Here is a 25,942-nt window from a genome sequence, read left to right on the forward strand (position 1 = left end):
TTCCAGCAAAAGTGTCGACAAAAGGCGACACGCTTTAGTTCCAGATCAACAAAGCCGCGAGGCCGGCAGATCCGACAATCAGACGCCACCAGGCAAACAGCTTGAAGCCGTGGCGAGACACGTAATCGAGCAGATAGCGCACGACGAAAACGCCGGAGATGAAGGCCATCACGAAGCCGACCCCGATCAGCGCGCCATCGTTGAACGACAGGATATTGCGGCTCTTGTAGAGATCATAGGCAAAGGCGCCCGCCATGGTCGGCATGGCGAGGAAGAACGAGAACTCGGCTGCCGAACGCTTGTCCGCACCCAGCAGCAGCGAGCCGACGATGGTGGAGCCGGAACGCGACACGCCCGGTATCATCGCCAGGCACTGGATGAAGCCGATGGCGAGGCACATGGGCAGCGGATAATCCATCACATCGTGATAGCGCGGGCGCAGATTGATCTGGTCCACCCAGAGCAGGATGAACCCGCCGATAATCAGCATGATGCAGACCAGCATCGGCGTTTCAAACAGCACGCTCTTGATGAAGCCATGCGCCAGCGCGCCAATGAAGGCAGCGGGAAGGAAGGCAACCAGAACGCCAAGGACAAAGCGCCGCGTGCGGGCATCGCGGGGGAAATCGGTGAGGATTTTCAGAAGTTTCGCCGAATAGACCGTCAGAATGGCCAGAATGGCGCCCAGCTGGATCAGCACCTCGAAGGTCTTTCCTGTGGATTCAAAGCCAAGAAAATGCCCGACCAGCAGCAAATGCCCGGTGGAGGAAACCGGAATAAATTCGGTCAGGCCTTCGATAAGGCCGAGAAATGCAGCTTCCAGAAGATTGAAAATATCCATGAAGTCAGTACCTTGGGATAGTGGGCACGGCGACGGGTTAAAAAGACGGAGCGGGATAGCGGGCCATCGGCTGAAAACACGCATTTCCAGCGATTGCTTGTCTCCCGCAAACATAGCCCTTATAGACTTTATATTCCGTTGAGGCGGCGTCGAATCGCTTGATAGCAGGAAATAGCCTGCTGCATGCGCAAACGCCAGCCGCCGTGCAAACTCCGGACGTTCAATTCAAGCTTCAGTCGAGAGTCTCGCGTCGATCATGCTTACGCTTTTTCATCATCCCATGTCTTCGGGTTCGCGCTATGTGCGGCTCATCCTCGGCGAATATGGCGTTGAAGCGGAACTTATCGAGGAACGCCCGTGGTCGCGCCGCAAGGAGTTTCTGGCGCTGAACCCGGCTGCGACCCTGCCCGTCCTTCTGGCGGAAAACGACCTGCCGGTCGTCGGCGCGACGGTCATTGCCGAATATCTGGACGAGACGCGCGGCGCATTGAAGCGCAGCCGCCGCCTTCTGCCCGAAAGCCCGATGGAGCGCGCCGAAGTGCGCCGCCTCGTCGACTGGTTCCTGCTGAAATTTGAAAACGAAGTGACGCGCCACATCGCCCGCGAGCGTGTGTTCAAGCTGCAAATGGCGGCAGAAATGGGCGGCAGCGCGCCGGATTCGACCGCCATCCGCGCCGCCCGCACCAATATCCGCCAGCATATGAAATATATCGACTGGCTGGCCGCAACCCGCGACTGGCTTGGCGGCGCACATCCTAGCTACGCCGATATGGCGGCGGCGGCCTCCATTTCCGTGCTCGACTATCTGGGCGAAATCGAATGGGGCGAAACCAAAGCGGCGCGTGACTGGTATGCCCGCATGAAGTCGCGCCCGGCTTTCCGCCCGTTGCTCTCCGACCGCGTGCGCGGGCTTGCCCCGGTGGCCCATTATGGCGACCTCGATTTCTGATAGCCGCGAACAGAAACTCAAGCGCTTCCTCATCGAAGAGGCGAAGGCGGTGGGTTTCGACGCCGTTGCCTTCACCACGCCCGATGCAATTCCGCAAGCGCCCGAACGGTTGCGGCAATATATTGCCGACGGCCATCACGCCGACATGGAATGGATGGAGGAAACGGAAGCCCGCCGCGCCGATCCGAGCGTGCTGTGGCCGGAAGTCCGCTCCATCATGATGCTGGCCATGAATTACGGGCCGGACGCCAATCCGCTCGCCATTCTGGACAAACGAGATCGCGCGGCCATCTCGGTCTATGCGCAGAACCGCGACTATCATGACATTATCAAGGGCAAGCTGAAACATATTGCGAGCCGCTTCGCCGCGCGCGCCGGGCAGGACGTCAAGGTTTTCGTCGACACCGCGCCCGTCATGGAAAAGCCGCTGGCGCAAGCCTCCGGTCTCGGCTGGCAGGGCAAGCACACCAATCTGGTAAGCCGCGAGCTTGGCTCATGGCTGTTCCTCGGCTCGATTTTCACCACGGCGGAAATCCCGCCCGACCAACCTGATCGCGACCATTGCGGCTCGTGCCGCGCCTGCCTCGACGCCTGCCCGACCAAGGCTTTTCCCTCGCCCTATCGCATCGATGCGCGGCGCTGCATTTCCTATCTCACCATTGAGAACAAGGGCCCGATCCCGCAAGAATTCCGCAAAGCCATGGGCAACCGCATCTATGGCTGCGATGACTGCCTTTCCGTCTGCCCGTGGAACAAGTTCGCGCAGGCGACCAGCGAAATGAAGCTGCAAGCCCGCGACGAGTTGAAGGAGCCGCGTCTCGGTGACCTGCTGGCGCTGGACGATCCGGCTTTCCGCACGCTTTTTTCCGGCTCGCCGGTAAAGCGGATCGGGCGCGACCGCTTCATCCGCAATGTGCTGATCGCCGCTGGCAATTCCGGTGATGCCGCGCTTCTGCCGGATGTCGAACACCTGCTGGAAGATGCAGCGCCGGTCGTGCGCGGCGCGGCTATATGGGCCTTGAAGCAACTGGCAAGCCCCGATCGCGTGGCCAGCATGCAGAAACGCCTGGCCTCGTCGGAAGAGGATGCTACGGTACAGGCCGAGTGGAATATGGAGGAAGTTTGATGCGTATTTTTCTGTTCGGCGCTGGTTATTCCGCTCAAGGCTTTGCACGCAGGATGAGCGGCGAAGCGGAGCGCATCGACGGAACCACACGGCACGAGCAGAAATTCCCTTTTCTTGAACAGGCAGGCATAAAGCCCCTGCTTTTCGATGGTGAAACGCCCTCGCCCGAACTTCTCGACCGGCTTGCCCAATCGACCCATGTGGTCGTTTCGATCTCTCCCGGCGAAAGCGGCGATCCCGCCGTCGCCGTGGTTGAGGAAGCGCTTCGCCGTCCCGACAACACCATCCGCTGGATCGGCTATCTGTCGACGGTCGGCGTCTATGGCGACCATCAGGGCGAATGGGTGGACGAAACCACGGCCTGCAAGCCTGCCTCCCGCCGCAGCCTTGAGCGCATCGAAGCCGAAATGGCATGGGGGCAATTGAGCGAACGGCATGGAACGCCGCTGGCCGTGTTGCGTCTCTCCGGCATTTACGGGCCGGGCCGCAACGCCTTCATCAATCTGGAGCGCGGCAACGCACGGCGCATCGTGAAAAAGGATCAGGTCTTCAACCGCATCCATGTCGATGACATTGCGGGTTCCTTGCGCTTTCTGGCAGGCACCGACACAGGCGGCATCTTCAACATCACCGACAATGAACCAAGCCCGCCGCAGGATGTCGTCACCTATGCGGCGGAATTGATGGGCGCGACGCCGCCGCCGGAAGTCCCCTTCGAGGAGGCCGAACTGACGCCGATGGCGCGTTCCTTCTATGGTGAGAACAAACGCGTCTCCAACCGCCGCATCAAGGATCTCGGTTACGAATTTGCCTATCCCGACTACCGGACAGCCTTTTCGGCCATGTGGCGCGAGGATAGCTGGCGCTGAAGCCGTGCTGCTGCTAAAAGCAAGCCTGCAATCGAACCGGGACGACACAGAATGAGCAGTACCGAACTCGCAACCAGATAAGCCGCAACAGCCTTTCCGACCTGTTGCGGCGTCTGCCCCGGACCAACTTTCCTTAAAACGCATCCCGAAGATGCGCGTTTATAAAAGGCAGATCGCCGCCCGATTTTCCTCGAGCGGATGCTTAGTCATGCCTTTTGATAACAAACAAACTCCACAGTGGAGCTATTCCCTGCCGTACGCGCTGGCGCTGATGGCTCCTTTCGACATTCTCGCCTCGCTGGCCATGGACATCTACCTGCCGGTTGTGCCGTCCATGCCCGCCATCCTTCAAACGACACCCGCCATGGTGCAGCTGACCCTCAGTCTCTACATGGTGATGCTGGGCGTCGGGCAGTTGCTGTTCGGCCCTTTGTCGGACCGTTTCGGACGCAGGCCGGTCCTCATTGGCGGCGGGCTGGTTTTCGCCCTTGCATCTTTCGCCCTGGCGATCACCGACAATGCCACGCTATTTGTGGCGCTTCGCTTCGTACAGGCAACGGGCGCGTCGGCGGCACTTGTGGCCACTTTCGCAACTGTCCGCGACGTCTATGCAAAGCGTCCCGAAGGGGCGACGATCTATGGCCTGTTCAGCGCCATGCTTTCCTTCGTCCCGGCGCTTGGGCCGATTGCCGGCGCACTGATTGCAAAGGGTTTCGGGTGGCGGGCGATCTTCGCCACGCTCGGACTGTTCGGCCTCGCCGCAACGTGGCGCGCTTGGCGCCATTGGCACGAGACGCGACCGAGCAGCACTGCGCCAGCAGCCGGAAGTCTCAGCCGGATCGTGAAGGACTTCCGCTTCTGGACCTATACGCTTGGTTTCGCGACAGCCATGGGTACCTTCTTCGTGTTCTTTTCCACCGCACCGCGCATTCTGATCGAACGCGGCGGCTTCGACGAGACCGGCTTCAGCTTCGCCTTCGCCAGCGTTGCCGTGGTCATGATCGCCGCCACGCGTATCCTGCCCCGCCATACGCAGAAATGGGGCGCGCGCACCAGCGTGGCGCTGGGCATGGCGACACTTCTCGCCAGCGCCCTGCTTCTGGGCCTCGGCGAAACATTCCTCAAGCCCTCGTTCCTGAGCCTTATCGTCCCGATGTGGCTTGCCGCTTTCGGGATCGTTCTCACCGCGTCAATGACGGCAAACGGTGCGCTTGCCGCCTTTGATGACAGCGCGGGCATGGCGGTCGCGGTCTATTTCTGCATCCAGAGCCTGATCGTCAGCCTTGCAGGAACAGCGCTTGTCATCTTCTTGCCCGGTCATACCGCATGGCCCCTGATCGCCTTCTGCACAGCGATGCCATTGCTGGTTCTGACCTTGCTGGCAAGGCTGCGGCAGCGCTGACGAAATGGCGGTCGGCAGCACAAACTGCCGACCGCCATTGAAGCCCCGCCGTTGACACAGCATAATGCCCGCAATCCGGCTGTCTTGATTCGCAGCCGCAGCGCCCTTTGGCAAAACTGGAATTGCCCCATGATCGCAAACAAATTGAAGAAGTTCGTTCTCGCAGCTTCGCTGGCCGCAATGATCGCTCCCGACTTCGTGCCCATGGCCATGGCGGAAGACATGCCCGCCAAACAGGCCTTTGGCGCACAAGTGCTGCCGGTGCTTACGCAAGACCCGCAATCCATCGGCTTTTATGCCAAGGGATGCCTCGCTGGCGCCGTGGCACTGCCGACGGACGGGCCAAACTGGCAGGTGATGCGCCTTTCGCGCAATCGCCGCTGGGGCCATCCGCGCATGATCGGCCTTCTGGAAAAATTGTCTCGCGATGCCGCACAGGACGGCTGGCCCGGCCTCTTGGTCGGCGACATTTCGCAGCCGCGCGGCGGCCCGATGCTGACGGGCCATGCTTCGCATCAGGTTGGCCTCGACGCTGATATCTGGCTGACGCCCATGCCGAAAAAACGCTTTACCGACGCCGAGCGCGAGAGCGTGTCAGCCGTATCGATGCTGCAAAAAGATTCGCTCTATGTCGATCCGAAGAAATGGACCCCTGCCCGCACGGCCCTGCTGAAACACGCCGCAAGCTATCCGGAAGTAGAGCGCATCTTCGTGCATCCGGGCATCAAGAAGCAGCTTTGCGACACGGTGACCGGCGACAGAAGCTGGCTTGGAAAGGTTCGCCCCTATTGGGGTCATTTCTACCATTTCCATGTGCGCCTGACCTGCCAGCCCGGTTCGCCCCAGTGCAAGGGACAGCCGAAGGTCGCCGCCGGTGACGGTTGTGACAAGTCGCTCGCCTGGTGGTTTACGGATGAACCATGGAAGCCTGCAAAGCCATCGAAGGAGCCGCCGAAAAAGCCGCGTCCGGTGATGGTCTCCGATCTGCCGAAGTCTTGCGCCGCCGTTCTCAATGGTCCTGCGCCGAATTCGGTCGCCGATGTCACCTACGGCGTGCAGTGAGGCTTTTGGCACTTTTCAGGCCTTTGGCGCTTCGCTATAGGCTTAAAACGATTTAGAAAGCCGGAGTGGTTCCGTTCGAACAGAACCGCTGGAACCGCTCCGGCTCTTTATCCAATCGCATTGTCCGACGCAAAACCGTTTCACACTTTTGCTGGAAATGCTCTAATGACAAGGTTATCAACTCGTAAGGTTGCTTATTCATGACGGAACGCCTGCGCATCGCACTGATTGCCCACGACCAGAAGAAGGACGACATGGTCGCCTTCGCAAAAGCGCATGAACAGGCACTGGCCCGCTATGACATCGTGGCGACGGGAACGACCGGCGGCCTCATTCTGGATGCCTGCCCTTCGCTTAGCATTCAGCGCGTGAAAAGCGGGCCGCTCGGCGGCGACCAGCAGATTGGCGCGATGATCGCGGAAGGCACGGTGGAAGTGCTCATTTTCTTCATCGACCCGCTGTCGCCGCTTCCGCACGATGTCGACGTGAAGGCGCTGACGCGCCTCGGCAGCGTCTATGACATTCCGATGGCGCTCAATCGTGCGACTGCCGAAAGGCTGATCAAGGCGCTTGACTGATCGGACACGACCAACCAGCAGGCGAAGACATGACCAGGGAGAGGACATGCAAGTGACTAGCCACGCCGAACAGGGTTTCCCGTTTCCGGTGCTCGTCGGCGATATCGGCGGCACCAATGCCCGCTTTGCCATCCTCGTGGATTCCAATGCAGAGCCGAAAGAGTTTCCCGTTCTCCAGACGGCGAATTACGCCACAATCGATGAGGCCATACAGAGCGCCATTCTCGACCACACCTCGATCCGCCCGCGTTCCGCCATTCTGGCTGTGGCCGGTCCTGTCGACGGGGATGAAATCGACCTCACCAATTGCGACTGGGTGGTGCGCCCGAAAAAGATGATCGCCGATCTCGGTTTCGAGGACGTGACCGTACTGAACGATTTCGAGGCGCAGGCGCTTGCCGTCGTGTCTCTCGGCAGCGATCATCTGGAACAGATCGGCGGCAAGCCCGAAGAAGTGATCGCCACCCGCGTCGTGCTTGGCCCCGGAACGGGGCTTGGCGTTGCCGGGCTTGTCCGCACCCGCCATGCCTGGGTGCCGGTGCCGGGCGAAGGCGGCCATATCGATATCGGCCCGCGCACGACACGTGACTATGAGGTCTTCCCGCATATCGAGCGCATAGAGGGCCGCGTTGCTGGCGAGCAGATTCTTTGCGGGCGCGGACTGCGCAACCTCTATCTGGCCATATGCGCCGCCGACAAGGTGACGCCGACGCTGGAAACCCCCGCCGACATCACATCAGCCGGGCTTGACGGCAGCAATGCGCAAGCTGAGGAAACCCTGCACCTGTTCGTCACCTATCTTGGACGGGTGGCGGGCGATCTGGCGCTGATCTTCATGGCGCATGGCGGCGTCTATCTTTCCGGCGGCATTCCGCAGCGCATTCTTTCCGCGCTGCAAGCCGGTGCCTTTCGCGAGGCTTTTGAGGACAAGGCCCCGCACAAGGCCATCATGCGCGACATTCCTGTCCGCGTGATCACGCACCAGCTCGCTGCCCTTGCCGGGCTTTCCGCCTTTGCGCAGGCCCCTGCCCGTTTTGAAGTCGCGACCGAAGGACGCCGCTGGCGCATCGGAGCATGATTCCGAAAAGTGGAAACCGGTTTCCGGATAAAATCATGCTCAAGCAAAAATTTAAAGCGAGATGTTTTTAAGCTGAGCCATCATCCCGCTCCGAGCAGTAAAGCTTGAGGATGGTCAAGCTGCACGGATAACGTTATAGAAACGCTGCGCTGAAATTGCCGCTGGCTTTATCAGTGCAGCGTTTCCGTATGGGAAGTCGTATTTTCAACGATAGCCGCCGGTCCAGCCGGAGGGCAAAGAGACAAAAAGCGCTTTTGCACGTGAGCCTATTCAAAAAGAAGAACAAGAAGATCGATACGGGCGAAGCCACCCGCGTAATCCGGCGCATGATGTCGGAAAACATCCGCGAATATAAGAAGAACTATTTCATCGCCATTCTCGCATCGCTCATCGTCGGCGCATCGAATGGCGCGCTGGCCTATCTGATGAAGCCGATGATCGACAAGATTTTCTACGAGCAGAATCTCGGTCTGGTCTGGGTCATTTGCGGCACATTGCTGGTCATTTTCATATTGCGCGGCATTTCCGGCTACATACAGGCCGTGGAACTCGCCAAGATCGGCAACAATCTGGTCGCGCGCTATCAGAAGCGCATTTTCGACCATCTGATGAGGCTCGGCCTCGATTTCTACAACGATACCCGTTCGGGCCATCTGGCGGCGCAGATCAACCAGAATGTTTCCGGCATCCGCGATCTTCTCAACATGACGATTTCGTCGATCGCGCGCGACCTCATTTCGCTGATCGGTCTCGTCGGCACCATGTTCTATATGGACCCTGTCCTGTCCATCGCGATTTTCCTGATCGGACCGCCGCTCATTCTGGCTGTCGCCTATATTTCGCGCCGCATCCGCTCCGTCACCCGTGATCTCGTGCATCTCAATTCCCATCTGCTGGGCGCGATGCAGGAATCGATCCAGGGCATTGCCATCGTCAAGGCCTTCACGATGGAAGACCAGCTGCGCGCCAAGATCGGCAAGCTCATCGATCAGTCGGAAGGCCGCAGCAACAAGATCGCCAAAGTGTCCGAGCGCACCACACCCATTTCCGAAATGCTGGCCGGTTTTGCCGTGGCGGGCGTGCTGGCCTATAGCGGCTATCGCGCCATTCTCGAACAGCAGCCCCCCGGCGCGACCTTTGCCTTCATCACGGCAATGCTTCTCGCCTACGATCCGGCGCGCCGCCTCGCCCGCCTTCAGGTCGGGCTGGAAAAGGCGCTCGTCAATGCCCGCATGATCTATGAAGTGCTGGATATAGAACCGCGCCAGCGCGATGTTCCGGACGCGGTGGAACTGAAAGCAGGCCCCGGTGAAATCCGCTTCGAGGATATTTATTTCTCCTATAACGAGACCGCGCCGGTGCTGCATGGCGTGAGCTTCGTCGCCAAGGCAGGCGAAACCACTGCTGTAGTCGGCGCTTCGGGCGCGGGCAAATCCACCCTCATCAACCTTGTCCAGCGCTTCTACGATCTCGACCGCGGCAAGATCCTGTTCGACGGGCAGGACATTGAACACGTCAAGAAGCAGTCGCTCCGCCACGCCGTCGCCTATGTCTCGCAGCAGCCCTATCTGTTCGAAGGCACCATCGCCGACAATATCCGCTATGGCCGCCCGGACGCGACGGATGATGAAATCATCGAGGCGGCGAAGCTTGCCCATGCGCATGACTTCATCCTGCAACAACCGCAGGGCTACGATACGCCGGTCGGCGAAAACGGTGTGACGCTTTCCGGCGGCCAGCGCCAGCGCGTTTCGATTGCCCGCGCCATCGTGCGCAACGCGCCGGTTCTCCTGCTCGATGAGGCGACTTCCGCGCTCGATAATGAATCGGAAAAGCGGGTTCAGCAGGCGCTGGAAGGCATCATGCAGAACCGCACTACGATCGTGATTGCGCATCGCCTTTCCACCGTGGTCAATGCGGATCGCATCGTGGTGATGGAAGCCGGTCGCGTGGTGGAGGAAGGCCGTCACGACGATCTGATCGCCATCCCGAATGGCGTCTATGCCCGCTTTTATCAGTTGCAGAGCGGCAATGGCGATATCATCACCGAAAAGACGGCAGAAGAATTGCGGACAGGAGAACCACGATGAGCGGAGAAACCGAAAGCAGCAAAATGGGCCTTGTCGTCGTCGGCGCTGGCGGACGCATGGGCCAGACCCTGATCCGCACCATCCAGGCCATCGAAGGTGCGAAACTGGTCGGCGCCATCGAACGATCCAGCTCACCGCTTCTGGGCCGGGATGCCGGCGAAGTCACCGGCATCGGCCCGCTCGGCGTGACGATCACCGACGATCCGCTGCCGGTGTTCGCCAAGGCGCACGGCGTCCTTGATTTCACAAGCCCTGCGGCAAGCGTCGAATTTGCAGGCCTCGCCGCGCAGGCCCGCATCGTGCACGTCATCGGCACAACCGGCTGCTCAGCGGAAGACGAAGAGAAAATCCGCGCCGCCGCCCGTCACGCAACCATCGTCAAATCCGGCAATATGAGCCTCGGCGTCAATCTTCTGTCCGTTCTGGTGCAGAAGGCCGCGCAAGCGCTCGATCCGGCCGATTTCGACATCGAAATCCTTGAGATGCATCACAAGCACAAGGTCGACGCTCCATCCGGCACCGCCCTGCTTCTCGGCGAAGCGGCAGCGAAGGGACGCGACATTGCTTTGGCGGAAAACAGCGTGCGTGTGCGCGACGGCTATACGGGCCCGCGCGAAACCGGCTCCATCGGCTTCGCCACGCTGCGCGGCGGTTCGGTCATCGGCGACCATTCGGTGATTCTGGCCGGTCCCGGCGAACGCGTCGTTCTCTCGCATCATGCCGAGGACCGGTCGGTCTTCGCGCGCGGCGCGATCAAGGCCGCACTCTGGGCCTATGGCAAAAAGCCCGGTCTCTATTCCATGCTCGACGTTCTCGGGCTGAATGACTGATTTTCTTTACCAATGGAGCGTTGCATATGTCTCGTACTCTCGTCCTGGTCCGCCACGGTCAAAGCGAATGGAACCTCAAGAACCTTTTCACCGGATGGCGTGATCCGGGCCTGACCGAACAGGGCCATGCCGAAGCCAAGGCCGCTGGCCAGCGCCTGAAGGCCGCCGGTCTCAAGTTCGACATCGCATACACGTCCACCCTGTCGCGCGCGCAGGTGACCTGCCAGCACATTCTCGATGAGCTGGGCCAGTCGAACCTCGAAACGATTCGCGATCAGGCCTTGAACGAGCGCGACTATGGCGATCTGTCCGGCCTCAACAAGGATGATGCCCGCGCCAAGTGGGGCGAGGAACAGGTGCATATCTGGCGCCGTTCCTATGACGTCCCGCCTCCGGGCGGCGAAAGCCTGAAAGATACGGGCGCTCGCGTATGGCCTTATTATCTGCACACGGTGCAGCCGCATGTGCTGCGCGGCGAGACGGTTCTGGTTGCCGCACACGGCAATTCGCTGCGCGCGCTCATCATGGCGCTCGACGGCCTGACGCCGGAGCAGATTCTTAAGCAGGAACTCAACACCGGCGTTCCAGTCATCTACCGGCTCAATGCTGATTCGACCGTTGCCTCGAAGGAAATTCTTGAAGCGTAATCGCTATTTGGCTGTGAATTTATCGGGCGCGCCCGCGCGCCCGACGCCTTTTTCAACGTCAAAAAAGCATCGGCTGAAAAAAAGCTGGCTGAATGTCGAAAACGCGATTGACAGAGGCAGGCCGACCCCTTAGATGGGTCCTCGTCGCCCAGATGGCGGAATTGGTAGACGCACCAGCTTCAGGTGCTGGCGCTCGCAAGGGCGTGGAGGTTCGAGTCCTCTTCTGGGCACCATTTCCAAGTCTTCGGACCACTACCAAGGTCCAGAAGCACCCCAAAAAGCCCGCGCAAGCGGGCTTTTTTGTTTGGGGTTGATGTTCACTGGCCGCAGGCTTTACGCCCCCGATTCACCCAGTATTCTGACAGACGATGCAGTTTTCTCCTTCCGAACGCGCCGCTTTCTTTGAATTGCTGAAATGGCGGCGCGACGTCCGTCACTTCAGCGACAAAGCCGTAGACGATGGGATCATCGGGGCTTTGCAGAAAGCGATGGATTATGCGCCTTCCGTCGGCAATGCGCGCCCCTGGCGCGTTATTTCTGTCGAAAGTGCCGCAACACGTGCAGCCGTCCGCGACATTTTTCTGGAAGCCAACCGGTCAGCCGCTGAGCTCTATGACGGCGAGCGCGCCCAGCAATACCGGAACCTGAAACTGGAAGGCATCAGCGTTGCTCCGGTGCAGCTTGCCATTTTCACCGAAACCGCGCCCGTCGAAGGGCATGGCCTCGGCAGGCAGTCCATGGCCGTTACCCTTGAACACAGCACGGCCATGGCGGTCCAGAACCTCAATCTGGCGGCAAGATCGTTCGGGCTCGGCGTCGGCATGGTTTCCATTCTCGATCCAGACGCGATGGAAAAGCTTTTCGAGGCCCGGTCCAGCTGGCACTTCAGCCTTTATCTGTGCATCGGCTGGCCGCTGGCGGATGATGACACCCCGCTGCTGCACAAAAATGGCTGGCAGGAAAACAAGCCGACGGTCTGGCGGCGCGCCTGAGCTTCTTCAACAGTGTGTTGTCAACAGCCCGATGAATTGTGCCTATTGCGCTATTCTCGCAATTGGCGGCACAATCCCGCCCGCTGTGCTCAAATATAATAACGGGGAGCGAACATGCGCCGAAAGGGCTTGCTGGAATTCGGCAGGAACAGAACGCTCTATGGCCTGTTCCTGCTCTGCGCGATCTGCGCCATTGCGGGCAGTGTGATGAGCTACAATGGCGAGGATTCAGGCTGGCGCTGGCTGCATTATCTGACCAAGCCAACCGCAACCCTGTTGCTGCTCGCCGCCGTCCTTTGCGCCGGGCGCCCCAAATCGAAATCTTACGGTTTCGCCATCGCTTTTGGCCTGGCTTTCGCTGCACTCGGGGATTTTTTCCTGATGCTGCCCGGCGACTATTTCATGGCGGGACTGATCTGCTTTCTCATCACCCATTGCGCCTATATCTATGCGCTTTGCCGCGATACGCGCTTTGCCGCGCATAAGGGCGTTTTCGTCCTTTTCGCCATCGCCGCCCTTGCCATCATAGCTGGCCTCTGGTCGTCACTGCCAACGCCCATGAAAATCCCGGTCATCATCTATGCCGCTGCCCTCGGCATCATGGCAGCACAGGCGATGAGCCGCGCGCTCGGCACCGAACCGGAAACGCCGCAACGCTACGCCGCCTGGCTTGCGGCTGCAGGCGGTCTTTTCTTCATGGCAAGCGACACCCTGCTGGCCTTCGGACGGTTCAGCCTCGACATTCCGCTGAATGGCCTTTGGGTGCTGGCAACCTATTATGCCGCCCAATTCCTCTTTGCCCGCTCCACGGAGGACTTTGCCTATGGCAGTTGAAGAACAGACGCTGCAACTGTCGTTTGAGCGCCTGCGTCACGGCTGGCATGAGAACCGTCCGGCCTATGAGCAGCGTCTGGATGATCTGAAGCGGCTGCGTCAGGCGCTCGAAAAGCGGCTTGATGAAATGGCGATGGCCATCAGCGCGGATTTCGGCAACCGCTCACTGCACGAAACCCTGCTTGGCGAGGCCAGCGTCGTTTTTGCCGAAATCGATGATGCCCTGCATAACCTCAAGCGCTGGATGAAACCGAAACGCCGCAAGGCCGGATGGAAAATGTGGCCCGCCAAAGCGGAAATTCGCTATGTCCCGCTCGGGGTGGTTGGGATCATCGCGCCGTGGAACTATCCCGTCAATCTGGCGCTGGCACCGCTTGTCGCGGCAATCGCAGCCGGAAACCATGTTTTCCTGAAACCGTCCGAACATACGCCGCGCACGGCGGAGTTCCTGCAAAGCCTGCTTGCCGAAGTTTTCCCGGAAGACCGCGTTACCGTGGCGCTTGGCGATGCATCGCTTTCCGCGCAGTTCGCATCGCTGCCATTCGACCATCTCTTTTTCACCGGCTCAACATCTGTCGGGCGCAAGATCATGGCGGCGGCGGCACCGAACCTGACGCCGGTTACACTGGAACTCGGCGGTAAATCGCCCGCCATCGTCAGCGAGAATGCCAATCTCAAACGCGCCGCCCGGGCAATCGCGACGGGAAAATTCTTTAATGCCGGGCAGACCTGCATCGCGCCGGATTATGTTCTGGTCCATCAGAGCCAGCGCAACGAATTGGTAAACCTGCTGCGCGCTGAAATGCAGGCACGCTATGGCGGCTCATCAGCAGCAAAAGACCAAACCACCATCATCAGTGAAGCACAGGAAGCACGGCTCACGAACCTCCTGACCGATGCCGCGAACAAGAGCGAAGCTGTCATTGAACTTCTCGCCGGTTCCGATCAGCCGCGATTGATGACACCTGCCCTTGTGCTGGAGCCCGCCGCCGACAGCGAAATCATGCAGGAGGAGATTTTCGGCCCGCTTCTGCCAATCGTCAGCTATCGCCTCCTCGACGATGCCATCAGTTTCGTTCTGAAGCTCGACCGTCCGCTGGCGCTTTACTGTTTCAGCGACAACACCGCAGAGATCGAAATGATGCTCAGCCGCATTGTCGCGGGCGGGGTCTGCGTCAACGATACGCTCTATCAATTTGCCTGTAGCGACCTGCCATTCGGCGGCGTGGGCGCAAGCGGCATGGGCCAGTATCATGGCCATGACGGCTTTCTGACCTTTTCGAAGGCAATGCCGGTCCTGACCAAATATGCCCCGGCGCCGAGCGATCTCATCAGGCCACCCTATACCGGCCTCACCGACCGGCTGATCCGTTTCATCGCAAGATGAGGCCTGGAACCTTGAAGCATGTCTCCAAAAAGCGGGAACCGTTTTATCAGGCACAAAACACTTTAACAGTGCACTCGCGTCCGGCTCTCGCCGAATTGTGTAGGCAATTGCTATTCAAACAGCTGTACAATCTGACTATATAGAGACGGATGCGAGTTTATCTCACTGTAGAAGTCATCGTCTTTCGGAACCGAATAGCTGACTGGTGAAAAACGGGTGCTGAAAAAGAAAGAACCAAACCGGATATCGAAGACCATCCTGACTGCGATCCGGAATAGGCCGGGTTACAGGCCGCTCAACGCCAATATTGCTGGCGGTGACGTCGTCATTGCATCCTACAATGTCCACAAATGCATTGGCATCGACAAGCAGTTCAATCCGCAGCGCACGGCCGAAGTCATCAGCGAGATCGACGCGGACGTGATCGCGTTGCAGGAAGCCGACCGGCGTTTCGGCGAGCGTTCCGGCCTGCTCGATCTGGGCCTGCTTGAGCGCCGTCATGGCCTCATCCCCGTTCCCATTACCGCGACAATGCCCAAAGGCCACGGCTGGCACGGCAATGTGCTCCTGTTCCGCGAAGGGGTGGTGCGCAATGTGCAGCAGCTCAAGCTGCCCGGTGTCGAGCCGCGCGGCGCGCTGGTTGCGGACTTGCAATTTCCGGCAGGCCCTCTCCGCGTCATCGCCGCGCATCTCGGCCTTCTGAAACGCTCCCGCGAGCAACAGGCCGAAAGCATCCTTACCGTCTTGCAGGAGGCTGACACACTGCCGACCCTGCTGATCGGCGACCTCAACGAATGGCGCGTCGGCAAGCGCTCGTCGCTGGCCGCCCTCATGCCGACATTCAACCATGTCGCAACGGCAGTGCCGAGCTTCCCTTCGCGGTTCCCGGTTTTCGCACTGGATCGCGTGCTGGGCGCGCCGCATAATCTGGTCACATCGGTTGAAGTGCACAACACGCCGCTGGCGCGCCTGGCGTCCGATCACCTGCCGATCAAGGCGCATCTCGACCTCAAATCGGCAACGAGCCTGCTCGAAGAACTCAGCCCGGAAATATTTAACAGCCGAACGGGATGATATTCAGAGGTAAGGCGAGCCCAGCCAGATAATCCGGTCGAGAAGACGCTCCAGAAATGGCCGGTTCTTCAGCCGCGCAAGATTGACCTCGCGGCTCCCCTCTATCACCTTGCCGATGCGCTCTTCCACCTCGCGCGCCACGTCGCGGTCGAGGATTTCCAGATCGACCTCGAAATTCAGCCGCAACGAGCGCGGATCGATATTGGACGACCCGACATAGGACCATGCGCCATCGATGGTCATCAGCTTGGAGTGATTGAAGGCACCGCCAGCCCGCCAGATACGGCAACCATCCTTCAAGAGCTGATCGAACTGCGCGCGCATGGCGCGGTCCACCAGCTTCAGGTTGTTGACGCCCGGCACGACGATATCCACCGACACGCCGCGCCGCGCCGCCGTCACCAGCGCGCTGATCAATTCGCGGTCCGGCAGAAGATAAGGCGTCATGATGAGAATATGCTGCTCGGCAATCGAGAAGGCGCCCATCATCATGCGCTGGTTGGTTTCCACGTTCTTGTCCGGCCCCGATCCAACGACACGCACCAGCGTTCCCGTCCCCGGCGGGTTTTCCGGCGGCGCGATTTTCCATGCTTCCCCGGTCAGAAGCTCGCCGGTGGCAAAGCGCCAGTCTTCCGATGCGATATGAAAGAGATCGGCGATAGCCGGTCCTTCCAGCTTGAAATGCGTATCGAAGGCAACCGCGTCGCCAGCTATCCTTCGCACAAAGCCCGCGCGGATATTCATGCCGCCGGTAAAGGCGATCTTGCCATCGACGATGAGGATTTTGCGGTGGGTGCGCAGGTTCGCGTAAGGCAGGCGCAGCCCGATGATGATATTGCCGTTGAACACATCAACCGCGACGCCCTTGTCCTTCAAGAGCTTGACGATGCTTGGAAAGGAATAGCGCGCACCGACGGCATCCACCAGCACCCGCACTTCCACGCCGCGCCTGACCGCATCGCCCAGAGCATCGGCAAATACTTCGCCAATCCCGTCCCGGTCGAAAATATAGGTTTCCAGCATGATGCTGCGTTCGGCGCGGCCTATTGCGTCGAGCATCGCGGCATAAGCTTCGTCGCCCGTTTCCAGCATCTCGATGCTGTTGCCGCTGGTGAAATCGTAAAGGCTGACCGCATCGCCAAGAATCTTCATGGCCCCGAACTGGCGTCCGAAGGCGGCACGCACCAGATCGTTCGTCGTATCGAAATGCGACAGGTGATAAAGCGCGATCTTGCCCATATTGGCGCGCTGGTGGCTGAGCGTCGAACGCCGGATGCGATTTACGCCAGCAATCGCATAGACAACCGCTCCCACGATGGGCGAAAGCACGATCACGCCGACCCAGCCGATGGCTGTCCGGACTTCCTCCTTCGTCATGGTCGCGTGAATGGCGGCGATCGCTCCGAGAACAACCGACAGGACAAACAGGATATGCGGCCAGTAGTGGGAAACGAGATCGAACATCACATGAACTTTAAGCGGAACACGACTGCAATAGCAAAGAGATATAATGGGAGATCGTCGCGACGAACAGTGTGCGCATTGGCGTTCTCACCGGTTCATCGCAAAGCTGGCCAAATCCGGGACATGCCTTATATTGTTCACGAGGCATGACAATTTGAGGGACGTCTCATGGCAACAGCTCATAATGATTTCGACCGCCCGACCTTTCCAAAGGAACTTTCCAGCAAGTGGGGCTGGTTCGTCGCCCTTGGGGTCGCGCTTCTGATCCTCGGCGGCATCGCCTTCGGCAATCTGGTGCTGGCCACCGTCGTTTCGGTCTATTACGTCGGCCTGATGATGCTGATCGGCGGCGTCATCGAGATCATCCACTCCTTTGGCGTCAAAACCTGGGGCAGCTTCTTTTTCTGGCTCCTGAGCGGCCTGCTCTATACGGCAGCCGGCATTGTCGCCTTCATCAATCCTGTGCTTGCAGCCGGTGTGCTGACCTTCCTGCTGGCGGCAGCGCTTCTGGGTTCCGGTGCTTTCCGCATCTGGCTCGGCTTCAAGTCGAAACCGTCCGCAGGATGGGGCTGGATCGTTGCGGCGGGCGTCATCACCATGCTGCTCGGCCTCATCATCGCCATGCAATGGCCGGTCAACAGCCTGTTCATCCTCGGCCTGTTTCTGGCGATAGACCTGATTTTCCAGGGCTGGTCCTTCATCGCCTTCGGCCTTGGCATCAAGAGCCGATAATATATGCAAAGCATTTAAACTCGACCTTTTGGCAAAGGACTGCTAGATGAACCGCCAATCTTTGCGGCGGTTCATGCTGCCCGTCCCTTTGCCATTACGAGTTTCTTCATGCCCGCTGACCATCCCGTTTCCAAGCGCCGCACATTCGCGATCATCGCGCACCCGGACGCCGGTAAGACCACGCTGACCGAAAAGCTGCTGCTGTTCGGCGGCGCCATCCAGCTTGCCGGTGAGGTGAAGGCCAAGAAAGACCGCATCCAGACCCGTTCGGACTGGATGAACATCGAGCGCGACCGCGGCATTTCCGTCGTCACCTCGGTGATGACCTTCGAGTACAAGGATTGCATCTTCAACCTGCTCGACACGCCGGGCCACGAAGATTTTGCCGACGACACCTACCGCACGCTGACCGCCGTTGATAGCGCCGTCATGGTCATAGATGCCGCCAAGGGTATCGAGCCGCGCACGCTGAAACTGTTCGAAGTCTGCCGCATGCGCGATATTCCCATCGTCACCTTCGTCAACAAGATGGACCGCGAGGCTCGCGACCCGCTGGAAATCCTCGACGAGATCGAGGAAAAGCTGGCGCTCGACACGGCCCCGATCACCTGGCCTATCGGCTCGGGCAAGAGCTTTGCAGGTACCTTCGACCTGCACAACAACACGCTGCGCCGTCAGGACAACGAAGAACAGCCGACCAAGGTGAGCGGACCGAAAGATGCCGCCGCCCTGTTGCCGGAAAACGAACGCGAAGCATGGCTTGAAGGCGTGGAACTGGCGCGCGGCGTCTGCCGCCCGTTCGACCTTGCGGCCTTCCGCGAAGGCCACATGACCCCAGTTTATTTCGGCTCGGCGCTGAAAAACTACGGCGTGCGCGACCTCATCGAAGCTTTCTGCGATTTCGGCCCCTCCCCGCGCGACCAGCAGGCGGATGCCCGCATGGTGGCGGCGACCGAAGACAAGATGACCGGCTTCGTGTTCAAGATTCAGGCCAATATGGACCCCAACCATCGCGACCGCATCGCTTTCCTGCGCGTCTGCTCGGGCAAGCTGTCGCGCGGCATGAAGGCGAAGCTGGTGCGCACCGGCAAGCCGATGAGCCTGTCGGCACCGCAATTCTTCTTCGCGCGCTCGCGCCAGATTGCCGACGAAGCCTTCGCGGGCGATGTGGTCGGCATCCCGAACCACGGCACCTTGCGCATCGGCGACACGCTGACCGAGGGCGAGGACATCCTGTTCCGCGGCGTGCCGAACTTCGCGCCGGAAATCCTGCGTCGCGTGCGTCTTGACGATGCGATGAAAGCCAAGAAGCTGCGCGAAGCGCTGCAACAGATGGCCGAGGAAGGCGTCGTGCAGCTCTTCCTGCCCGATGACGGTTCTCCGGCCATTGTCGGCGTCGTCGGCGCGCTGCAAATCGATGTTCTGACCGAACGGCTCAAGGTCGAATATTCGCTGCCGGTCGGCTTTGAAATGTCGCGCTTCTCGGTCTGCCGGTGGATTTCCGCCGACGATCCAGCGGAAGTCGACCGCTTCATCACTTCCCATCGCGCCGATATCGCACACGATCTTGACCGTGACCCGGTATTTCTCGCCCAGAACGGCTTCTCGCTCAACTACGAGGCTGAGCGCTGGAAAGACATTCGCTTTGCCACCGTCAAGGATTATCAGGTCCGCGGCAAAGCCTGATCCTTTGGAGAAAAAATGACCGATCCAGTTCTGGCTGCGCTCGATCTGCCCGAGGCGCTGCGGCAGCAATTGCGGGAATATCGCAGTCGAAAGGATGAGCTTGGCCGCTCAACGGCCAATGTACATCTGCTCGACCATCCCGAACGTGAACCTCTGGTTCTGAAAGTGGAGCCGCAAAGCCCGGTTGGCGAACTTGCCGACGAAGCGGCGCGGCTTCGCTGGCTCAAGCAGCAAAATCTCGCTTGCCCGGAAGTTCTCGCTTTCGAAATCGCCCCGGCGCACAGTTTTCTGCTGATGACGCGCCTGCCGGGTCAGGATCTGGCTTCGGCAGTCGGCACGCTCGCGCCTGAACATATTGTCGATATTCTGGCGAGCGCCCTGAATTCGATGCATGCCATCGACCCGGCATCCTGTCCGTTCAACCACCGGCTGGAGTTTCGCATCGAAGACGCGCGCAAGCGTGTCGAAGCCGGTGCGGTGGACGAAGAGGATTTCGACGAGGAACGAGAAGGACGGACCGCTCAGGGAGTATTCGAAGAACTGCTTCGCCTCAAACCTGCAAGCGAAGACATTGTCGTCACCCATGGCGATGCCTGCCTGCCGAATTTCATGGCTGACAAGGACGCTTTTTCCGGTTTCATCGATTGCGGCAGGCTGGGCCTCGCCGACCGTCATCAGGATCTGGCGCTTGCCTGCTGGAGCATCCGCTACAATCTGGGCGAGGAATGGGTACAGCCTTTCCTCGACATCTATGGCGGTCCCGCCATCGATGAAGCAAAGATCACCTATTATCGTCTGCTGGACGAGTTCTTTTAAAAAAACCAGGGAGATAGAGCGGCCCGATCTAATTGGATCAGATCGGCGCCCCTTTACCGATCCGCACATGGCGGAGTTTTTCGGGATTGCGCACGAGATAAATCGCATGGACCTGTCCGTCGACGATCTCCAGTGCCGCGACCTGCGGCAGTCCGTCCGCTTCCATGCTGATATGCCCCGGCAGGCCGTCGAATACTGCAAACTGCCGGATTGCCGGAGGCACGCCATCCGCTTTGCGGGAAATGCCCTCGTAAAAGCGCATGATCTTCGCGCGCCCATAGATGGGGTTGAGCGCCGCATTGCGAACACCGCCGCCATCTGAATACATTATGACATCTTCCGCCAGAAGCGCCTGCAATGCGGCAATGTCGCCACTGCGCGAAGCTTGAAAGAAGGCTTCCGCGATGGTGCGTCCACGATCTTCCGGCAAAATGAAGCGCGGCTTTTCCTGACGCACATGCACCCGCGCACGGCTTGCAAGCTGCCGGCAGGCCGCCGCATCACGGTCGAGCACTTGCGCGACTTCCCCAAAGTCCATGCCGAAAACATCATGCAATAGAAAAGCCGCCCGCTCCAGCGGCGACAGCCGGTCAAGCGCCAGCATGAGCGTCAGCGTGATATCATCGCTCCGGTCTTCCTCTTCCTCGACCAGAGGTTCGGGAAGCCATAAACCGGGATAGGTCTCACGGCGCACACGCGCGGATTTCAGATGATCCAATGCAAGCCGGCTCACCACGCGCACCAGCCAGCCCTCCGGTTCGCGGACAGCGTCGCGCGCTGCCCTGTTCCAGCGCAACCAGGCTTCCTGCACAATATCCTCGGCCTCCGTATGGGAACCGATCATGCGATAAGCGATGCGAACGAGCCGAGGCCGCAGAGCCTCGAACACGTCCGCATCGAAAGTTTTGCCCGTTTCAGGCTGCTGCCGCATCGGCTGTCACCGGATGCACCGTGCGGAACCCGACTGCCACACGGTTCCACGTATTGATCACATTGATCGCCATGCTGAGCTTCACAATCTCCTCATCGGTGAAATGCTCTTTCAAGGCCTCGAAATCCTCGTCCGGAGCGCGGGTCTCGGCAACAAGCGTCAATGCCTCGGTCCAGGCGAGCGCCGCCCGTTCGCGCGGCGTGAACAACGGCGATTCCCGCCAGGCCGCCACGAGATAAAGGCGTTCCTCGGTCTCACCGGCCTTGCGGGCATCGCGTGTGTGCATGTGAATGCAATAAGCGCATCCATTGATCTGCGAAGCGCGAATGCGAACGAGTTCATAAAGACTATATTCCAGTCCGCCCTCGGACACCGCCTTCTCCAGTTCGATCATGGCCTGCATGATCTTGGGCGCCAGCTTATACGGAACGAGTCTCGCTTCCATTATACGTCTCCTTGGTTCTACGATTTGTTGTCGTTCACCATCAAGACGAAACAGGCCCGTGAAATGTGACATGCCTCGCGGAAAAAATTATTTTCCCGCTTCCAGAAGCCGCTCCGCGATCTTCCCGGCCAGCCTTTCGGCCACCTCACCCTTGTCCATTTCAGGCCATTCCTCGATGCCGGAATGGCTTAGAATCCGCACGCGGTTGCGGTCGCCGCCCATCACGTCGCCGGAAACATCATTGGCGACGATCCAGTCCGCGCCCTTTTTTTCGAGCTTGGCTCTCGCATTTTCGGCCACGTCCTGCGTTTCGGCGGCGAAGCCGACGACAAGGCCCGGACGCTTCTCGCTATGCCCGACGCCAGCCAGAATGTCGGGGTTCTCGACCATGGCGAGTGTGGGCGCGCTTTCACCGGGCTTCTTCTTAATCTTCTGACCGGCAGCGTTCTCCGTGCGCCAGTCGGCAACCGCTGCAACCATCACCGCCGCATCAGCGGGTAAATGCCGCTCCACAGCCGCCTGCATTTCACGCGCCGTCTCGACATGGGTGACATCGACGCCTTCCGGATCGGGAATGTTAACCGGCCCCGACACCAGATGCACCGTCGCGCCAAGCCGGGCGAGCGCTGCCGCAATGGCATGGCCCTGCTTGCCGGAAGAGCGGTTGGCGATATAGCGCACCGGATCGATCGGCTCATGCGTCGGCCCGGAGGTCATGACGATGGTTTTGCCCGCAAGCGGTCTTGCCTGCGGCGCAAGGAGGTTTTCAATGGCCGCGACAATTGCCAGCGGTTCGCTCATGCGGCCCGTTCCGGCCTCGCCACTTTCCGCCATCTCGCCTTTCTCGGGACCTATAAAACGCACGCCGTCCTTTTCAAGCGTCACGCGATTGCGTTTCGTGGCGGGATTGTCCCACATGGCCGGGTTCATGGCGGGGGCGATCAGTACCGGCACCTTGCGGGCCAGCAGCACGGCGCTCGCCAGATCGTCGGCAAGCCCATTGGCCATCTTGGCCATCAGATCGGCGGTCGCAGGCGCAACAACAATCAAATCCGCATCGCGGGCCAGCCGGATATGCCCTACATCCTGCTCATCCTCTCGGGAAAACAGATCGGTAAAGACATGATCGGCAGAAACCGCGCCAATGGTCAGCGGCGTCACGAATTGCTGCGCCGCCTCCGTCATCAACGGAAGCACATGCGCGCCGCGTTCACGCAGACGGCGGATCAGATCCGGCGTCTTGTAGGCAGCGATGCCGCCGCCGATGATGAGAAGAATACGTCTTCCGGCCAGTGAAGCCCCTGTCCCCGGCGGTGCTGCCACGACCGGCGCGGCTTCATTCAGCCCGGCCAACAGGATGCGCGCCTCTTCTTCCATGGAGCGCCCGTTATGCGCCGCCCTGATGCGCAGCCGTTCCTTGGCGGAATCATCGAGATTACGGATGGTAATGCTGGCCATTTGATTGCACCTGTTACAAGTGCAATCATTGAAATCACTTTAAAAGTTCGCTGTCACCTTAAAAGTGATTTCATAGCCAAATATAGAGCTTGATTGCAATCGCAGCGAGCGAAATCGCAATCACGACCTGCGCGATGCGGCCCCAGCGCGAATGGCGCGCTTCGGCCCGGCCAATGGCTTCCGCCGTCGCCTCGTCAAAGCGCAATCCATTTGCGGCCATATCGTCCAGCGCCACGGAAACACGCTCCACGCGCGCGACCAGTTCCGGCGTCTTGCGCGTGAAATGCAGCAGCGAATAAGCGCTGTCCTTGGCGTCGAGAAGCATGCCCTGCGGCCCGAGATTTTTGCGTATCCAGTCGCCAACCACCGGTTCCGCCGCCTTCCACATATTGAAATGCGGATCGAGCGTGCGCGACACGCCTTCCACAACCACCATGGTTTTCTGAAGCATCAGCAGTTCTGGCCGGGTTTCCATATCGAAAAGCTCGGTCACTTCGAAGAGAAGCGTCAGAAGCTTGGCCATGGAAATGGTTTCGGCGGGCTGGCCATGGATCGGCTCGCCAATGGCGCGAATGGCCTGTGCGAAGCTTGCCACGTCATGCGTATGCGGCACGTAACCGGCTTCGAAATGCACTTCCGCCACGCGCATATAGTCACGCGTGATGAAACCATAGAGGATTTCGGCAAGAAAACGCCGCTGCTGCTTGTTGAGCCGCCCCGTAATGCCGAAATCGACCGCAACGATCAGCCCCTGATGGTCCACAAACAGATTGCCCGGATGCATGTCGGCATGGAAAAAGCCGTCGCGCAGCGTATGGCGCAGGAAGGACTGGATCAGCGTTTCGGCCAGTTTCTTAAGATCGAAACCCGCCGCCTCAAGCGCGGAAATATCCGACATCTTGATGCCGTCGATCCATTCCAGCGTCAGCACATCGCGGCCCGTGCGCTCCCAATCCACCTTGGGAACACGGAAACCCGCATCGTCCTTGATGTTCTCGGCAATCTCCGAAAGCGCTGCCGCCTCAAGCCGCAGGTCCATCTCGATGCGCGTCGTCTGCTGCAACGTCTCGACCACCTGAACCGGTCGCAGGCGGCGCGTGAAGGGCACATGGCGTTCCTGCATGCGCGCAACCATGTAGAAACCTTCAAGGTCGCGGGCAAAACGCTGGCGAACGCCCGGTCGGATGACCTTGACGGCAACCTTCTGGCGCACGCCGTCCTTCATGACTTCCGCCGGATGCACCTGTGCCATCGACGCTGCCGCTATCGGCGCATCGAATTGCAGGTAAAGATCATCGATCTTGCGGCCAAGCGAACCTTCAATACCCGCCACCGCGTCTGCCTGCGGGAAGAAATCGAGACGATCCTGCAAAAGTTCGAGGTCGGCGGCGACATCGCGCCCGACAATATCGGGCCGCGTTGCCAAAAACTGGCCGAGCTTCACGTAGGATGGGCCGAGCTTGTTCATGGCTCGCGACATGCGCTCGGAACGCTGCATGTGGCGTGCGCGCGGACGCGCCAGCATGCCCGCAATCTTGTGCCCGAACGCCGGAAGACCGGAAAGTCCCTCAACAGGCAAGGCACTGATGACGCCTTCACGCGTCAATATCCAGCCGGCCCGCATCAGCCGGAAAGCAGCGGAAACATTACCCATATGCTAGAGCTTCCAGCCGGAATGAAGCGCGGCAATACCGCCGGTGAAATTGCGATAGCTGACGCGCTCGAAACCGGCCTTCTCGATCATCGTGGCAAAATCCTGCTGCTTCGGGAATTTGCGGATCGATTCGACCAGATAGCTGTAGGAATCCGCGTCGCCGGTAATCATCTTGCCGATGCGCGGAATGGCGTGGAACGACCACTGGTCATAAACCGTGTCGAGGATCGGCAATTCGACCTCGGAAAATTCAAGGCAGAGGAAACGTCCGCCGGGCTTCAGGACGCGGTAAGCCTCCGACAGCGCCTTGTCGATGTGGGGCACATTGCGAATGCCGAATGCAATCGTATAGGCATCGAAACGGTTGTCCTCAAAAGGCAGTTCTTCGGCATTGGCCTCAACGAATTCGAGATTGTCGATAAGGCCCTTCTTGATCGCCCGTTCACGACCGACGCCCAGCATCGAGCCGTTGATATCCAGAATGGTGACATGGGCCTGACGGCCCGAAGCCTCGACAATGCGAAACGCAATATCGCCGGTGCCGCCCGCAACATCGAGCGAGGTCCAGCCGGGGCGCTTCGACGGCGCCAGCCATGCGATCATCGCATCTTTCCAGACACGGTGCATGCCCGCCGACATGAGATCGTTCATCACGTCGTACTTGCTGGCGACCTTATGGAAAACGTCGTTGACGAGGCCCTGCTTTTCGTTTTCGTCCACCGCCTTGAAGCCGAATGAATGCTCCATGCCACCTTGTGCGCCCACGCGGTCCGCATTGCCGTTCTGCTGGCTCATAGCTCATCCTGCTTCTGATTATTAAGACGAAAACGATTTCCGTAATGCATATAAAGCTTGTGCTGGACGATACAAGCAGAGACCGCCCTCCACTACCCCTTTTGTGAAGGGACCTTGCGAACCGTCTTGCGTTAGCGTTTAAAAATGGCCAAAGAGACATAAAACTGTGCGTGAGCGCTTGGCCCGGCGTTTTCTCCGGCGC

Annotated in this window: 24 protein-coding genes and 1 tRNA gene; 18 read left to right on the forward strand and 7 right to left on the reverse strand. The window is 59.6% G+C overall.

The window, feature by feature from the left end; all coding sequences use genetic code 11:
- Positions 1-34: 34 nt before the first annotated feature.
- Positions 35-841 carry an undecaprenyl-diphosphate phosphatase gene (locus AC0TOF_RS21965; protein ID WP_473769790.1) on the reverse strand — a complete coding sequence of 269 codons (807 nt, stop codon included), beginning with the start codon at positions 839-841 and terminating at the stop codon, positions 35-37.
- Positions 842-1,097: 256 nt separating this feature from the next.
- On the opposite strand from AC0TOF_RS21965, the gene AC0TOF_RS21970 reads away from it, so the two are divergent.
- The 15 genes from AC0TOF_RS21970 to AC0TOF_RS22040 all read left to right on the forward strand — a co-directional run bounded on the left by AC0TOF_RS21970 (position 1,098) and on the right by AC0TOF_RS22040 (position 15,759).
- Positions 1,098-1,790, forward strand: coding sequence for a glutathione S-transferase family protein (locus tag AC0TOF_RS21970; RefSeq protein ID WP_006467595.1), 693 nt, complete (start codon positions 1,098-1,100; stop codon positions 1,788-1,790).
- Positions 1,771-2,916: a tRNA epoxyqueuosine(34) reductase QueG gene (queG, locus tag AC0TOF_RS21975; protein WP_473769791.1), complete on the forward strand. Its 1,146-nt coding sequence runs from the start codon at positions 1,771-1,773 to the stop codon at positions 2,914-2,916. Before AC0TOF_RS21970 ends, queG begins: the two co-directional genes overlap by 20 nt.
- Entirely contained in the window at positions 2,916-3,785 is an 870-nt protein-coding gene (locus AC0TOF_RS21980) for an SDR family oxidoreductase (protein ID WP_473769792.1), read from the forward strand. The genes queG and AC0TOF_RS21980 overlap by 1 nt, the downstream gene beginning before the upstream one ends.
- Before the next feature lie 208 nt (positions 3,786-3,993).
- Positions 3,994-5,187, forward strand: a complete 1,194-nt coding sequence (gene cml, locus AC0TOF_RS21985) for a CmlA/FloR family chloramphenicol efflux MFS transporter (RefSeq protein ID WP_473769793.1) — start codon at positions 3,994-3,996, stop codon at positions 5,185-5,187.
- A gap of 129 nt (positions 5,188-5,316) precedes the next feature.
- The gene (mepA, locus tag AC0TOF_RS21990) at positions 5,317-6,249 is read left to right on the forward strand and encodes a penicillin-insensitive murein endopeptidase (protein WP_473769794.1); all 933 of its coding nucleotides are present in this window, start codon (positions 5,317-5,319) and stop codon (positions 6,247-6,249) included.
- Positions 6,250-6,449: 200 nt separating this feature from the next.
- A complete protein-coding gene (locus AC0TOF_RS21995) occupies positions 6,450-6,827 on the forward strand; it encodes a methylglyoxal synthase (protein ID WP_122001455.1) in 378 nt (125 codons plus the stop codon).
- 46 nt (positions 6,828-6,873) lie between these two features.
- Positions 6,874-7,905 (forward strand): glucokinase, encoded by a 1,032-nt coding sequence (locus AC0TOF_RS22000; RefSeq protein WP_473769795.1) that lies wholly within the window; start codon positions 6,874-6,876, stop codon positions 7,903-7,905.
- A 260-nt stretch (positions 7,906-8,165) separates the two neighbouring features.
- Positions 8,166-9,995 (forward strand): ABC transporter ATP-binding protein, encoded by a 1,830-nt coding sequence (locus AC0TOF_RS22005; RefSeq protein ID WP_473769796.1) that lies wholly within the window; start codon positions 8,166-8,168, stop codon positions 9,993-9,995.
- A complete protein-coding gene (gene dapB / locus AC0TOF_RS22010; RefSeq protein WP_473769797.1) occupies positions 9,992-10,825 on the forward strand; it encodes a 4-hydroxy-tetrahydrodipicolinate reductase in 834 nt (277 codons plus the stop codon). Before AC0TOF_RS22005 ends, dapB begins: the two co-directional genes overlap by 4 nt.
- A 26-nt stretch (positions 10,826-10,851) precedes the next feature.
- Positions 10,852-11,472: a 2,3-bisphosphoglycerate-dependent phosphoglycerate mutase gene (locus AC0TOF_RS22015; protein ID WP_473769798.1), complete on the forward strand. Its 621-nt coding sequence runs from the start codon at positions 10,852-10,854 to the stop codon at positions 11,470-11,472.
- Positions 11,473-11,618: 146 nt separating this feature from the next.
- A tRNA-Leu gene (locus tag AC0TOF_RS22020) sits at positions 11,619-11,705 on the forward strand.
- A 135-nt stretch (positions 11,706-11,840) separates the two neighbouring features.
- Positions 11,841-12,464, forward strand: a complete 624-nt coding sequence (gene bluB / locus AC0TOF_RS22025; RefSeq protein ID WP_473769799.1) for a 5,6-dimethylbenzimidazole synthase — start codon at positions 11,841-11,843, stop codon at positions 12,462-12,464.
- 114 nt (positions 12,465-12,578) lie between these two features.
- On the forward strand, positions 12,579-13,298 hold the full coding sequence (locus tag AC0TOF_RS22030) for a lysoplasmalogenase (RefSeq protein WP_473769800.1): 720 nt from the start codon (positions 12,579-12,581) through the stop codon (positions 13,296-13,298).
- Positions 13,288-14,685 carry a coniferyl aldehyde dehydrogenase gene (locus tag AC0TOF_RS22035; RefSeq protein ID WP_473769801.1) on the forward strand — a complete coding sequence of 466 codons (1,398 nt, stop codon included), beginning with the start codon at positions 13,288-13,290 and terminating at the stop codon, positions 14,683-14,685. The genes AC0TOF_RS22030 and AC0TOF_RS22035 overlap by 11 nt, the downstream gene beginning before the upstream one ends.
- 216 nt (positions 14,686-14,901) lie before the next feature.
- The gene (locus AC0TOF_RS22040; RefSeq protein WP_122001462.1) at positions 14,902-15,759 is read left to right on the forward strand and encodes an endonuclease/exonuclease/phosphatase family protein; all 858 of its coding nucleotides are present in this window, start codon (positions 14,902-14,904) and stop codon (positions 15,757-15,759) included.
- Positions 15,760-15,762: 3 nt separating this feature from the next.
- Here AC0TOF_RS22040 and cls read toward each other — a convergent pair whose 3' ends face one another.
- Positions 15,763-17,223: a cardiolipin synthase gene (gene cls / locus AC0TOF_RS22045; RefSeq protein WP_473769802.1), complete on the reverse strand. Its 1,461-nt coding sequence runs from the start codon at positions 17,221-17,223 to the stop codon at positions 15,763-15,765.
- 168 nt (positions 17,224-17,391) lie between these two features.
- On the opposite strand from cls, the gene AC0TOF_RS22050 reads away from it, so the two are divergent.
- The 3 genes from AC0TOF_RS22050 (at position 17,392) to aph(3')-IId (ending at position 20,457) form a co-directional block, all read left to right on the forward strand.
- Complete coding sequence (locus AC0TOF_RS22050) at positions 17,392-17,955, forward strand: HdeD family acid-resistance protein (RefSeq protein ID WP_122001464.1); 564 nt, start codon at positions 17,392-17,394, stop codon at positions 17,953-17,955.
- 108 nt (positions 17,956-18,063) lie between these two features.
- A complete protein-coding gene (locus AC0TOF_RS22055) occupies positions 18,064-19,641 on the forward strand; it encodes a peptide chain release factor 3 (RefSeq protein WP_473769803.1) in 1,578 nt (525 codons plus the stop codon).
- Positions 19,642-19,656: 15 nt separating this feature from the next.
- Complete coding sequence (gene aph(3')-IId, locus AC0TOF_RS22060; protein WP_473769804.1) at positions 19,657-20,457, forward strand: aminoglycoside O-phosphotransferase APH(3')-IId; 801 nt, start codon at positions 19,657-19,659, stop codon at positions 20,455-20,457.
- A gap of 37 nt (positions 20,458-20,494) precedes the next feature.
- Here the strand turns inward: aph(3')-IId and AC0TOF_RS22065 are convergent, their stop codons facing one another.
- From AC0TOF_RS22065 to ubiE, 5 genes are all read right to left on the reverse strand, one after another.
- Complete coding sequence (locus AC0TOF_RS22065; RefSeq protein WP_473769805.1) at positions 20,495-21,388, reverse strand: sigma-70 family RNA polymerase sigma factor; 894 nt, start codon at positions 21,386-21,388, stop codon at positions 20,495-20,497.
- A complete protein-coding gene (locus tag AC0TOF_RS22070; RefSeq protein ID WP_122001468.1) occupies positions 21,372-21,833 on the reverse strand; it encodes a carboxymuconolactone decarboxylase family protein in 462 nt (153 codons plus the stop codon). Before AC0TOF_RS22070 ends, AC0TOF_RS22065 begins: the two co-directional genes overlap by 17 nt.
- A gap of 87 nt (positions 21,834-21,920) precedes the next feature.
- Positions 21,921-23,291, reverse strand: coding sequence for a bifunctional phosphopantothenoylcysteine decarboxylase/phosphopantothenate--cysteine ligase CoaBC (coaBC, locus tag AC0TOF_RS22075; RefSeq protein WP_473769806.1), 1,371 nt, complete (start codon positions 23,289-23,291; stop codon positions 21,921-21,923).
- A 70-nt stretch (positions 23,292-23,361) separates the two neighbouring features.
- Positions 23,362-24,945, reverse strand: coding sequence for a 2-polyprenylphenol 6-hydroxylase (gene ubiB, locus AC0TOF_RS22080; RefSeq protein WP_473769807.1), 1,584 nt, complete (start codon positions 24,943-24,945; stop codon positions 23,362-23,364).
- 3 nt (positions 24,946-24,948) lie between these two features.
- On the reverse strand, positions 24,949-25,740 hold the full coding sequence (gene ubiE, locus AC0TOF_RS22085; RefSeq protein WP_473769808.1) for a bifunctional demethylmenaquinone methyltransferase/2-methoxy-6-polyprenyl-1,4-benzoquinol methylase UbiE: 792 nt from the start codon (positions 25,738-25,740) through the stop codon (positions 24,949-24,951).
- Positions 25,741-25,942: the final 202 nt, after the last annotated feature.

The sequence above is a fragment of the Ochrobactrum sp. PL_is501 genome (genome assembly GCF_055816895.1).